The 12,978-nt window shown below is 45.3% G+C and carries 10 protein-coding genes and 4 pseudogenes; 7 read left to right on the top strand and 7 right to left on the bottom strand.

Annotated features, from left to right (window positions below; genetic code table 11):
• Positions 1–1,070 (bottom strand): annotated as a pseudogene (locus JCM10519_RS13485) (metallophosphoesterase).
• Between the two features lie 135 nt (positions 1,071–1,205).
• Positions 1,206–2,597, bottom strand: coding sequence for an asparagine--tRNA ligase (gene asnS / locus JCM10519_RS13480; protein WP_054739751.1), 1,392 nt, complete (start codon positions 2,595–2,597; stop codon positions 1,206–1,208).
• Positions 2,598–2,842: 245 nt separating this feature from the next.
• On the opposite strand from asnS, the gene JCM10519_RS13475 reads away from it, so the two are divergent.
• From JCM10519_RS13475 to JCM10519_RS29905, 6 genes and pseudogenes are all read left to right on the top strand, one after another.
• Positions 2,843–4,117: a glucose-1-phosphate adenylyltransferase gene (locus JCM10519_RS13475; RefSeq protein WP_054739749.1), complete on the top strand. Its 1,275-nt coding sequence runs from the start codon at positions 2,843–2,845 to the stop codon at positions 4,115–4,117.
• Positions 4,114–5,237: pseudogene (gene glgD / locus JCM10519_RS13470) on the top strand (glucose-1-phosphate adenylyltransferase subunit GlgD). The gene JCM10519_RS13475 and the pseudogene glgD overlap by 4 nt, the downstream one beginning before the upstream one ends.
• 23 nt (positions 5,238–5,260) lie before the next feature.
• Positions 5,261–5,545 (top strand): septation regulator SpoVG, encoded by a 285-nt coding sequence (gene spoVG, locus JCM10519_RS13465; protein WP_054739747.1) that lies wholly within the window; start codon positions 5,261–5,263, stop codon positions 5,543–5,545.
• 137 nt (positions 5,546–5,682) lie between these two features.
• Positions 5,683–6,668, top strand: a pseudogene (locus JCM10519_RS13460) (diaminopimelate dehydrogenase).
• Between the two features lie 22 nt (positions 6,669–6,690).
• Positions 6,691–6,969, top strand: coding sequence for a hypothetical protein (locus JCM10519_RS13455; protein WP_347844173.1), 279 nt, complete (start codon positions 6,691–6,693; stop codon positions 6,967–6,969).
• A complete protein-coding gene (locus tag JCM10519_RS29905) occupies positions 6,945–7,109 on the top strand; it encodes a DUF3783 domain-containing protein (protein ID WP_347844245.1) in 165 nt (54 codons plus the stop codon). Before JCM10519_RS13455 ends, JCM10519_RS29905 begins: the two co-directional genes overlap by 25 nt.
• Before the next feature lie 129 nt (positions 7,110–7,238).
• Here the strand turns inward: JCM10519_RS29905 and JCM10519_RS13450 are convergent, their stop codons facing one another.
• From JCM10519_RS13450 to JCM10519_RS13430, 5 genes and pseudogenes are all read right to left on the bottom strand, one after another.
• The gene (locus JCM10519_RS13450; protein WP_054739745.1) at positions 7,239–7,973 is read right to left on the bottom strand and encodes a phosphotransferase; all 735 of its coding nucleotides are present in this window, start codon (positions 7,971–7,973) and stop codon (positions 7,239–7,241) included.
• 157 nt (positions 7,974–8,130) lie between these two features.
• A pseudogene (gene glgB / locus JCM10519_RS13445) lies at positions 8,131–10,040 on the bottom strand (1,4-alpha-glucan branching protein GlgB).
• Positions 10,041–10,044: 4 nt separating this feature from the next.
• Positions 10,045–11,325 (bottom strand): alpha-amylase family glycosyl hydrolase, encoded by a 1,281-nt coding sequence (locus tag JCM10519_RS13440; RefSeq protein WP_347844172.1) that lies wholly within the window; start codon positions 11,323–11,325, stop codon positions 10,045–10,047.
• A 79-nt stretch (positions 11,326–11,404) separates the two neighbouring features.
• On the bottom strand, positions 11,405–11,623 hold the full coding sequence (locus JCM10519_RS13435) for a YaaL family protein (RefSeq protein ID WP_054739741.1): 219 nt from the start codon (positions 11,621–11,623) through the stop codon (positions 11,405–11,407).
• Between the two features lie 101 nt (positions 11,624–11,724).
• Entirely contained in the window at positions 11,725–12,105 is a 381-nt protein-coding gene (locus tag JCM10519_RS13430) for an ArsR family transcriptional regulator (protein ID WP_054739739.1), read from the bottom strand.
• Positions 12,106–12,453: 348 nt separating this feature from the next.
• Between JCM10519_RS13430 and JCM10519_RS13425 the strand changes: the two genes are divergently transcribed.
• Positions 12,454–12,924: an A24 family peptidase gene (locus tag JCM10519_RS13425; RefSeq protein ID WP_347844171.1), complete on the top strand. Its 471-nt coding sequence runs from the start codon at positions 12,454–12,456 to the stop codon at positions 12,922–12,924.
• Positions 12,925–12,978 lie beyond the last annotated feature (54 nt).

The following is a 12,978-nucleotide window of genomic DNA, read 5'->3' as shown; positions in this document are numbered from 1 at the left end:
TCAGCTCCTTTCGTCCGTTGTACGAAGCAATGCGTTAATGCCGTAATGAAGGGCCTTTTTTTCCACCGGGCTCATCTCCGGTTTCTGAAGGGCCTGGATAAAGAAACCGATCATGTCACTGGGATGTTCGGCAAACAATGCGGAAAAATCATACTGAGGCTCGGATTCATCAATGATTTCCATGATCTTAAACCGGGTGGAAAGCATCTCTAGGTCAAAGGAAATATCAGGGTCCCTCATACCGCGGATCCGGAACCGGAATATGTTTTCCGGCCCCCGGTTCTGGATTTCCTGGGTAATTTTCATGGCAAGTTCCGTATTGGTAGTAGCAGTCGTTACATTAACGGCCAGGGAGATATACTGGAGCCTTGCCAGGGGGATGAACTTTAATGAGGTCACCATGCGTGTCACCTCATTGATTTCCCCTACCATCATGCCGTGCTGGCCGGATTCTGTTTTGTCCAGAGGTTCCAGGGAGCCGGAAAATGCCATACGGTTTTCCAACAGGATCTCCGGCCGGTGGATGTGCCCCATGGCAATGTAGGAAAAGTCCAGATTAGCCATGGCACCCTTGTCAAAGGGAATGTGGTTGGCATCGCCCCCATGGCCCAGAAGGACATGGATGCGCCCGTTGTTGGGAACCTTTAAATGGTCAAGGCGGTTTTCCGGGATTTCGGCTGAATGGTAACTGAAGCCGTAAACCTCGGTATTAATATCCTTAAAGTAAACACTTTCCAGCTCCTCTCCCATAAGATAAGACACATTGGGAGCCCAGGTGAAGCTTAAAAGAGCGGAGTTGCTCCGGATGCGGTCATGGTTGCCGGCAATGATGACCACATGGACATCCGGTATGGTGGAAAAAAGAAAGTTTACTTCTTTCAAATCTCTGGCCAGGGGCTGCCGGTGAAACAAGTCTCCGGAAATAAAGAGACAGCTGGCTTCCAGGGCCTTTGCCTGGCTGACCGCCTTTGCGAAGGTGTCCTTGATGTCCTGATACCGTTCCTTGCTCCACGGCTTGTCGCTGTCCGGCTCATGCCCCAGTGAACATCTGCAATATGTATGAATTTCATTGTCCTTACCTCGCTGGTCCTCTGCACAAATGGTTACAGTTGAGCCATGCCATTCCTAATTAGCGGATAGAATAAACACGGCTTAACTAAAACCACAAATTCCCTGCCGTCAGGAAGGGAATTTGTGGTACAGGCTTAAAGCTCACAGTTATTGACAGTTCTTGGGAATGGAACTACGTCACGGATGTTGCCCATTCCGGTTAAATACATCACGCAGCGCTCAAAGCCAAGGCCAAAGCCTGCATGGCGGGTGGATCCGTATTTTCTTAAATCAAGGTAGAATTCGTAATCCTCTTTCTCAAGGCCAAGCTCGTCCATGCGTGCCACAAGTTTGTCGTAATTGTCCTCTCTCTGGCTTCCGCCGATGATTTCCCCGATTCCGGGAACCAGGCAGTCCACGGCAGCCACTGTCTTGTTGTCCGGATTCAGCTTCATGTAGAATGCCTTGATCTCCTTTGGATAGTCTGTTACGAATACAGGCTTCTTATAGAGCTGCTCGGTTAAATAGCGCTCGTGCTCGGTCTGTAAGTCACAGCCCCAGAACACCTTATAGTCAAATTCCTCATTGTGCTGTTCCAGAAGCTCGATGGCCTCGGTGTAAGTCACATGTGCGAATTCAGAGTTCAGAACATGGTTTAAGCGGTTAAGCAGCTCTTTATCCACAAACTGATTAAAGAAGTTCATTTCTTCCGGCGCATGGTCAAGGACGAAACGGATCACATATTTGAGCATGGATTCTGCCAGCTCCATATTGTCATTTAAATCGGCAAACGCCATCTCCGGCTCAATCATCCAGAATTCCGCTGCATGGCGTGTGGTATTGGAGTTTTCCGCACGGAATGTAGGTCCAAAGGTATAAACATTGCGGAATGCCATGGCATAGGTTTCCGCATTAAGCTGGCCGCTTACGGTTAAGTTGGTAGGCTTTCCAAAGAAGTCCTGGCTGAAGTCCACAGCCCCGTCCCCTGTCTTTGGAACGTTTGCTAAATCCATGGTGGTAACCTGGAACATCTCACCGGCTCCCTCACAGTCGCTTCCTGTGATGATTGGAGTGTGAACGTACACAAAGTCCCTTTCCTGGAAAAACTGGTGAATGGCATATGCGATCAGAGAGCGCACGCGGAAAACAGCCTGGAAGGTATTGGTTCTGGGCCGCAGATGGGAAATGGATCTTAAATATTCAAAGGAATGGCGCTTTTTCTGAAGGGGATAGTCTGGTGTAGAAGTTCCTTCAACAATGATTTTGTCTGCCTGGATCTCAAACGGCTGTTTTGCTTCAGGAGTGGGCACCAGGGTACCGGTGACGATGACGGCGGTTCCTACATTTAGTTTGGATATTTCAGAGAAATTTTCCATGGTGTCATGATAGACGATCTGAAGTGTTTCAAAATAAGTTCCGTCATTTAAAACAATAAATCCAAATGATTTGGAATCTCGTAAACTTCTTACCCAGCCTCCGATGGTAACCTGGGTGTTAAGAAGTGATTCTTTGTTTTTATATATCTGTCTTACAGTGATTAAATCCATAATGGCTTCTCCTTTTACATATTCGCATACTTAATAAGATTATACTGTATTTCGAGCCTCGATTCAAGGGGGAAGGGTGTAAAAACGCAAGATATGACTTAAAATGTAAAAGAATCAAAAAAAACAGGAAAAATGTCGGAAAATGCACAAAAAATTATCATATTAATTCAAAAATTTGTTCACTATTTTCTGAATATGTGTTATAATGCTAGTACAATAAAATTACAACAGCGAGAGGTGATAACGTGATCAAGAAAGAAATGATTGCCATGCTTTTGGCAGGTGGCCAGGGAAGCCGTTTAGGCGTGTTAACGCAAAAAGTGGCCAAACCAGCAGTGTCATTTGGCGGCAAGTATCGTATTATTGATTTCCCACTCAGTAACTGCATCAATTCAGGGGTAGATACTGTGGGAGTTCTGACTCAGTATCAGCCATTGCGTTTGAACACCCATATCGGAATCGGAATCCCATGGGATCTGGATCGGAATGTTGGCGGCGTTACAATCCTTCCCCCCTATGAAAAGAGCAAAGGCAGTGACTGGTATACCGGAACGGCTAATGCTATTTACCAGAACTTAGAGTATATGGAGACCTACAATCCGGATTATGTCCTGATATTGTCAGGGGACCATATCTATAAGATGGATTATGAGGTCATGCTGGAATACCATAAAGCGAATAATGCTGATATCACCATTGCTGCTATGCCGGTGCCGATTGAGGAAGCCAGCCGTTTTGGAATCCTTATAACCGATGAGAACAACCGTATCACGGAATTTGAGGAAAAACCGGCAAACCCAAGAAGCAACCTGGCATCCATGGGTATCTACATATTCAGCTGGAAGGTATTAAGGGAGGCACTAATCAAGATGTCTGAGGTCCCGGGCTGTGATTTCGGCAAGCATATCATACCCTACTGTTTTGAATCAGGGGACAGGGTATTTGCTTACGAATACAATGGCTACTGGAAGGATGTCGGGACCTTAAGCTCCTACTGGGAAGCCAACATGGAGTTAATTGATATCATTCCGGAATTTAACCTTTATGAGGAGTACTGGAGGATCTATACAAAGAGCGACATCATACCGCCGCAGTATGTGTCGGAGGAAGCTGTCATAGACAGAAGTATCATTGGAGAAGGGGCAGAAATCTACGGAGAAGTCCACAATTCCGTTATTGGTGCAGGCGTTACCATTAAAAAGGGGGCTGAGGTCAGGGATTCCATCATCATGAGGGAAAGCGTAATAGGAGAGAACGTTAAGGTCCAGAAGGCCATTATCGCTGAAAATGTAAAGATAGGTGCAAACTCTGAGCTTGGTTTCGGGGAATTTGCTCCCAGCAAATATGATCCCAAGGTCTATCAGTCTGATCTGGTAACAGTCGGTGAAAATTCAACCATACCTGAAAATGTGAAGGTGGGTAAGAATACGGCAATTGTAGGTGAGACAACAGCAGAAGATTATGCTGACGGCGAGCTGGCTGGCGGAGATTACATCATAAAGGCAGGTGGAATACGATGAGAGCGATAGGAATTGTATTAGCAGGCGGAAACAGTAAAAGAATGCGGGAATTATCCAATAAAAGGGCGATCTCGGCCATGCCCATTGCAGGGAATTACCGCAGCATTGATTTTGCCCTAAGCAATATGACGAATTCCCATATTCAGAATGTAGCGGTTTTAACCCAGTATAATTCCAGATCGCTTCACCTGCATTTAAGTTCTTCCAAATGGTGGGATTTCGGAAGAAAGCAGGGGGGATTGTTTGTATTTACTCCAACCATAACTGCAGATAGCAGCGACTGGTACCGGGGAACCGCAGATGCGCTTTACCAGAACCTTACATTCTTAAAAAAACAGCCATGAACCCTATGTGGTCATTGCGGCTGGTGACGGCATCTATAAACTGGATTATGGAAAAGTTTTGGAATATCATATTGAAAAAAAAGGCGGATATTACCGTTGTTTGTACGGAGCTTCCAGAGGGGGAGGATACCACACGGTTTGGTCTGGTAAGGACCAATGAAGACGGAAGGATCACGGATTTTGAAGAAAAGCCCATGGTGGCATCTTCCAGTATCGTATCCTGCGGCATTTATGTCATCCGCAGACGGCAGTTAATCGAGCTTATTGAGCGCTGTGCTATGGAAGACCGTTATGATTTTGTAAGTGATATTCTGATACGTTACCGGAATTTAAAGAGGATCTATGCTTATAAGATGAACACCTACTGGAGGAACATCGCTTCCGTTGAGTCTTACTATAAGACCAACATGGATTTCCTGAAACCGGAAGTAAGGGATTATTTCTTCCGCCAGTATCCGGATGTTTATTCTAAAATAGATGATCTGCCCCCGGCAAAGTATAATCCGGGCGCAGTGGTTAAGAACAGTCTGATATCCAGCGGCAGCATTGTCAATGGAGTGGTTGAAAATTCTGTTCTGTTTAAAAAGGCATATGTTGGCAATAACTGTGTCATTAAAAATTCCATCATTTTAAATGATGTTTACATAGGTGACAATACGGTTATTGAAAATTGTATTGTGGAAAGCCGGGACACGATCCGGGCCAATACCACCCATATCGGGACACCGGACAATATAAAAATTGTCTTAGAAAAAAACGAAAGATACACATTATAAGGAAATGCGGGGGAAAGCTTGACATGCAGATTACAGACGTGAGGGTTAGACGTATTGAAAAAGAAGGAAAGATGAAAGCAATTGTATCCATTACACTTGATAATGAATTTGTAATTCATGATATCAAGGTAATTGAAGGGGAGAAGGGACTATTTATTGCTATGCCCAGCCGGAAGGCTGCTGATGGGGAATACCGTGATATTGCGCATCCCATTAATTCCGACACGCGTGATATGATCCAGAGGGTCATTCTGGATAAATATGAAACCACGGCGTTGGAGATGCCGGATGTGTCAACATTTGCTTAATAAGCCTTTTGATCCGCAGGCAGGGGTGACTCTGCCTGCGGATTTTTGTATGGCGGCTCTTCTAAAATACAGGATTTACAGGTCACTCTTTTTGGGGTTATAATAAAATCAATAACTTTGGAAAGGTAGATGAAAATATGACAATTAAAATAGGTATTGCAGGCTATGGGAATCTGGGAAAAGGGGTGGAATGCGCCATCCGCCATAACCCGGATCTTGAGCTTTCTGCTATATTTACCAGAAGAGATCCGGCATCAATAACCCCTCTTTCTCCGGGTGTAAAAGTATATTCCATGGAGGAAGCCATTTCAAAGAAGGATTCCATTGATGTGATGATCCTCTGCGGCGGAAGTGCCGCAGACCTTCCCGTACAGACACCCCTTCTTGCCAGATATTTTAACGTGGTGGACAGCTTTGATACCCATGCCCGGATTCCACAGCATTTTGAAGCAGTGGATGAGGCGGCAAAGGAAGGAAATAAGGTCGGGATCATATCCGTTGGCTGGGATCCGGGCATGTTTTCCTTAAACCGCCTGTATGGGGAGTCCATCTTACCGGGCGGCCATGATTATACATTCTGGGGCAGGGGCGTAAGCCAGGGCCATTCCGATGCGATCCGCAGGATAGAAGGCGTAAAGGATGCCAGACAGTATACCATTCCGGTGGAAGGTGCACTTTTAGCAGTTCGGAGCGGGAAAAATCCGGAACTGTCCACCAGAGAAAAGCACACCCGTGAGTGCTTTGTAGTGGCGGAAGAAAATGCAGATCTGGACGGATCCGGGAAGAAATCGTGTCAATGCCCAATTATTTTGCAGATTATGACACTACGGTTCATTTTATAAGTGAAGAGGAGCTTAACAGGGATCACAGGGGAATCCCTCATGGAGGCTTTGTCATAAGGACCGGAAGGACAGGCTGGGAGGATGAGAACAGCCACGTGGTGGAATACAGTTTAAAGCTGGATTCCAATCCGGAATTTACGGCTTCCGTGCTGACGGCCTATGCAAGAGCCGCTTACCGTCTGAATAAAGAAGGCCAGAGCGGATGCAAAACCGTGCTTGATATTGCTCCGGCATATTTAAGCGCTTTCAGTGGGAAAGAGCTGAGAGGACGTCTGTTATAAATCAGAGCAGGAGGAATAGAGAATGGCAGCGAGAAAAGAAATGGTCCTTTATTACCAGCCTGAAAAGGACAGGCAGAGCGGAAATAATACAAAGGCCGCGAAACTGAAGGCAGTTCTTGTCCGTATGGGGATACGGATCAAAAATATTTCCCCGGACCAGGTAAACCAGACCGTAGGATATCTGGCAGGCTTTGATGGCTTTGAAGAGACGGAACAGATGGAATGCCCTGATTTGGAAGAGGAGATTCTGGTAATGAAAAATTTTCAAGCCGCCGGATCGATGAACTGCTCTCAAACCTAAGGCGGGCAGGAGTTCCTAAAATCGACTTAAAAGCAGTAATTACCGATACCAACTGCAAATGGAAATTTTATGACCTGTATCTGGAGCTTAAAGAAGAACATGATGCCATGTCATCAGCAAATAAGACAGAAGAGGATTAAAGCGCCTGACGGACTGCTGTAAGATGGTTTATAGAAAACCGGTGCATAAAAAATCAGTGCATAAAAAGCGCGTCTTGATAAAGGGATAAAAGCCTTTTCAAGACGCGCTTTGGTTTTTATGCTGCGAATTTACTGATAATCACAAACATTGGCCCACTGCTGCAGCAATTCCACCTCTTCCGGTCTTCTCTTTGAAAGCTGGGCGGCCGCAACGATAGGAAGCCAGGTCTGCACATATTTCTTTGCCGTACCGGTCTTCTTACAAAACAGGTTCATATACATATTCGCTTTATTCTGGTCCTGCAGGCAGAACAGCAGGTAAGTTCTTGCCACATCAGCGCTGGCATTTCCCTGGGTCGCGTGAACCCAGTCAAGAACATACATGGTTCCGTCATCCTTTACCACAATATTGCTGGGGTTAAAATCCCCGTGACATAATTTTGTATGCTTTGGCATGCTGTCCAACTGTGTCCGCATATCGTATCTGGTCACATCGCCTAATTCTTCCGAATCCAGAATCTGCCGTGACATCTTATCCTTCAGCTTATTAAGAAGCGGGCACTGCTTTGAAAGAATGCTCAAATGAAGATCTACCATATTCTCCATGTATTCCGGTAATTTATCAGGATTTTCATCCATGAGCTGCTGGAGAGTCTTGCCTTCAATGAAATCAAAGGTAATGGACCACTTGCCTTCGAAAACACCAACTTCCAGAACTTTGGGGACATTGATTCCACCAACTTCTTCCACACGGGCGGTAATTAATGCTTCATTTAGTACATCTGCTTTTGGGAAATCAGCGTTGAAAACCTTGATCGCCTTTTCGCCGTCACGAAAAACTTTTTTTTGTTGCAGTTGTAGCAATTAATTCTGCTGTCATAAGAATCTCTCCTTCCATCCAACCATTAGTCCGAACCGTTAAGTAATGATTCTGTACTTATATTTTACTATAAAATCCATAAAAAGTATAGCTTGTTTTTTTGATTTATCTGGAAAAAAATTACTGAATATCCATGTGAAGCTAAAAGCGGAAAACAGCCGCGCCATAAGCCGGCAGAGGATAAGAGAAGGAGTATTCCTGCCCATCACATTCTATCTTTTCAGACCGGAAAGCAGGCGCTTTCTCCCCTCTCTTGTATAGTCCGTGGTCCTGGTCTAAAACAAGAGTATAGGTTCCCCGCTTCGGAACTCCTACCGGTAATCGGGACGTGCTACGGGAGTGAAATTTAAAACAAACAGCAGGCTGCGCTTATGGTCCTTGCTGTACCTGATAAAGCTGAAGATGCTGCGTTCGCTGTCATTGGCATTGATCCAGTAAAAGCCTTCCCAGTTATAATCCTTCTCGTAAAGCGCCGGATATTTTTTATACAGGTGCAGAAGATCCTTTACATAATCCTTAAGACTCCTGCCTAAAGGCTCCTCTGACAGATACCAGTCCAGAGCGGCCTTTTCATCCCATTCATGGAACTGCCCGAAGTCCTGTCCCATAAACAGAAGCTTCTTACCGGGCTGGCCAAGCATAAAGGTATATCCCAATTTTAAATTTGCAAATTTATCTTCTAAAAGTCCCGGCATTTTATGGATCATGGAACCCTTTAAATGCACCACCTCATCATGGGATAATACCAGTATATAGTTCTCGCTGGTAAAATATGTAAGGCCAAAGGTCATTTTGTGGTGGTTGTATTTGCGGAAATAAGGGTCCAGCTTCATGTATTCTAAGAAGTCATGCATCCAGCCCATATTCCATTTGAAGGTAAAGCCAAGGCCCCCTTCCTCCTGGTTTCCGGTGACCTTTGGCCAGGCGGTGGATTCCTCGGCAATGACCATTGCCCCGTTTCCGCGCTTGCGGATGACACTGTTCAAATGCTTAAAAAACTCTATGGCCTCCAGGTTTTCATTTCCACCATACTGGTTTGGCACCCATTCCCCGTTGTTCCTTCCGTAATCCAGATAAAGCATGGAAGCCACTGCGTCGACACGAAGGCCGTCTATATGGAATTTTTCCACCCAGTAAAGGGCATTGGCAATAAGAAAATTATCCACCTCATATTTGCTGTAATCAAAGACCTTTGTCCCCCAATCGGGATGTTCCCCTTTCCTGGGGTCCGCATATTCGTAGCAGGCTTCACCGTCAAAGTCCGCCAGGCCATGGGCATCCTTTGGAAAATGAGCGGGGACCCAGTCCAGGATAACCCCGATTCCTTTTCTGTGCATATAATCAACGAAATACATAAACTCCCCGGGAGTCCCATACCGGGAAGTGGGGGCAAAATATCCTGTTACCTGATAACCCCAGGAGCCGTCATAGGGATGTTCTGCAATTCCCATCAGCTCCACATGGGTATAACCCATTTGCAGAATATAGTCCGCCAGTTCATGAGCCGCTTCGATATAGGTATAAAATCCATCCTTTTCATCCCTGTTTTTCTTCCGCCAGGAGCCTAGATGTACCTCATAAATGCTGATGGGTTCATTCAAGGGGTCTTTGGCCTTCCGCTTTTCCAGCCAGGCCAGGTCCTTCCACTGAAATCCCGACAGGTCTGCGGTAACAGAGGCGGTCTGGGGACGATATTCCGATTGGAATGCGTAAGGATCCGCTTTAAAAAGGATTTTGCCGCTCCTGGTAGTGATCGCATATTTATACAGCTCCCCAACGCTTAAACCAGGAACAAAGGCTTCCCAGATTCCGGAATCAGCAAGCAGCGTCATGGGATTTGCCTCCGGATCCCAGCCGTTAAAATCGCCGACTACGCTGACCTGCTCACCATGAGGCACCCAGACTGCAAAATACATACCGTCGTTTCCTTCGTAGTTTTCCGGATGGGCGCCCAGCTTTTCGTAGATTTCGTAATGCCTTCCATTGTTATAAAGATAACGGTCTACCTCTGTAATAAAGCCCATTCCAATTTCATTTTTGTCACTTTCCATTCGCTCATCCCTCCATGATCTTTAAGATTACACCCCGGTTTGCGGGTATGGTCAATCCGATTCTATGGTCAATCACTGGAATTACTTCTCCGTTAAGAAGATTGACAGCAGTGTCTCCCTCGCAAGGACAGGGAATTTCGGCATATGCGTCAGACTCATCATTGTTTACCGCAGTAATGATGGCCTGTTTTTCATGAAACCGTGCAAACGCGTACTGCCGGTTGGTGAGAAAAAGCTCCTGATACCGCCCCCCGTGAAATTCCGGGTTCTGTTCATGGATATGACCAAGCTTGCTGATAAAGTCCTTAAGCGGACAGGAAAGCTCCCTTATTTCACAAATGGAAACCTGGGGACGCAGCATGGAATCCTCCGTATTGGTCCGTTTGCCCTTCATCCCGAACTCGCTGCCATAGTAGACAGAGGGGATTCCGGGAAGGGTAAATAACAGGGTGTAAACCGGATAGAGGTGTTCCGTATTGTTAAGCTTGCTTGCGATCCGGTTTTCGTCATGATTATCCACAAAGGTATAAAGCTGGGAACCAATGGATTCCAGCCTTTTTACATTGTGTGCAATCTCAAAATAATTGTGGTCATTATGACCCGAATAAATGCTCTTATGTAGTTCGTAGTTGGTGACAGAATGCAGCATGCCGGGATTAGCCCATCTGCCGTATTCTCCATGGATAACTTCCCCCATGAGCCAGAAATCTTCCTTCATTTCCGCCGTGCGCTTCCGCAGTTCTTTCATAAATCCAAAGTCCAGCACATTGGCACAGTCAAGACGTATTCCGTCAATGTCAAAGGTGTTGATCCAAAACTGTACGGTATCAAATAAATACTGCCTGACTGCGGGATTAAAAAGATTAAGGCAAGGAAGCTCAAAATGTCCCTGCCACGCTTCGTATCCGAAGGAATCTCCCAGAGGACTGCTGCCGGCAAAATTAATTCCCCTGTACCATTCCCTGTAGGGAGAAATCTCCCTATGGTTTATGATATCCTGAAATGCGAAGAATTCCCGTCCCGTATGGTTAAAGACGCCGTCAACGACCACCTTTATGCCCGCTTTGTGGCAGCGGGACACAAACTCCTGAAAGCCTTCCCTGTTACCAAGACGGCGGTCCACCATCTGGTAATCACGCGTATCGTACCCATGGGTAGAGGATTCAAACAGTGGTCCGATGTAGATCGCATTGCACCCCAGAGACCGGATATGGGAAATCCACTCACAAAGCTCCCCAAATCGGTCCGTAACAGATGATTCCCTGTTCTCATTCGGAGCGCCCACAAGCCCCAGGGGATATATGTGATAAAAAACTCCCCTTCATACCACTTGCTCATATACTTATCCTCCAGATTATAGTAATTTATACCTCCCGGCTTTTAAAACGGCGCAGAAGGAACTGGTAACGCAGCTGTGCCGCGTTAAGTTCGTAAATATAACAATCAATAAGCGTTGGGTCAACCACCTGCTCAAAGTGGTTTCTGGCGGAATCAATGGCGGTTTTGGAACGTTCGATCTCACGTCTTAAATTCCGCTCTTCCTCTGATAGGACCAGATGTTTTTTTAAAAGACCATGTTTCATTTTATCATCTCCAGATTTTATAATTTTTACCGAATGCTATAAATTCAGTATGTCTGGAAATTGGCACTTTATTCATATATTACCTGTATATCTTTGATAATTCATGAAACCCGGTTCATTAACTTCTGCAAATACTGTCCCAGAGAGCAAAGTTTTTTTGTGCTGTCGCCAATGGTCAGGTAGTAATAATTAGCTGTTCCCTCCTGACGGACATTCACAAGACCTGCTTCTTTTAAAATCTTTAAATGGTGGGAAATGGCAGGGCGGGACAGCCGGGTCATTTCCGTGATTTCTTTTACATTCATTCCCTGCCTGGGCTGTGGCTTTAAGCCGTCACTGATATTGGCAACGCCGTTACCCAGGTCGTCATAAAGACCTGTATTGGCAAGACCTTCAATAATGGCCAGCCGGACTTCGTCTCCCAGAGCGATAAAGATAGGCATGCAATTCTGGAAAAGTTCATTAAAATCCTCGGCATGCATCGTTGGACTCCTCCTTTGGTTTAAAAAAATTAAACTAATAGTATTTTATCATCCCAGCAGGATAACGTCAATGTTTTGCAGCTGGTATTTTGTGATTTGTGCTGCGAAAAAGATAAAATAATGAAAAAAATTGTTGAAAATGACAATAAAATAACAGGGAGGCTTTTGATTTGGGAAAACCATAAAAAAAGAATGTATACAATATTTCTTGCAAAAAAATAGTTGACATTTTATTTCCCCTTGTGCATAATAAAGGCACATTCTTATATGCGTTCCGCATACAGCATTTCAATAGTTTTCAAAGAATTATGGACATATGATTCCATAATCCAAAGCTGATTTTCCAGCGTGAATTCCAATGTTAAAATTTTAAGTAAAGAGGGGGATTGTATCGTTCGGTATGTTATTTTGCTGCTGATTTTAGGGGCAGGGGCTTTTTATGATGTTCGTGAGCACCGTATACCTAACTGGCTGGTGATTTCGGGAATCATCCTCGGCATTCTGCTTGAAGTTTCCGGATCAGAGAAGCCCTTGGGAGGCCTGCTGTTCTTACTGAGGCTTATAATTGTGACCGGGATATTCTTTTTATTATTCCTGTGCCGTATGATCGGTGCGGGAGATATCAAGCTGGCTGCTCTCATATGCGGCTTTCTGGGATTTAGAGAGGGTGCTTTGGCAGTTGGACTTGGTTTTCTTACAGGGGCTTTCTGGTCCTTTATCAAACTGGCAGGGAGTGGCAGCCTTTTTTTCCCGCCTTTCTTGTCTTCTTGCCTATATCAGGCACGTATTTCAAACAGGAAATCTTACAACCTACTATGATCCTGTCCGGGATGGGTATGATGTGGTGATACCTTTAGGCCTTTGCCTGTTTTT

Source organism: Clostridium sp. NkU-1, assembly GCA_001312405.1.
Note: the sequence above shows the minus strand (reverse complement) of the source record. Positions and strands in the feature narration are given on the sequence as shown.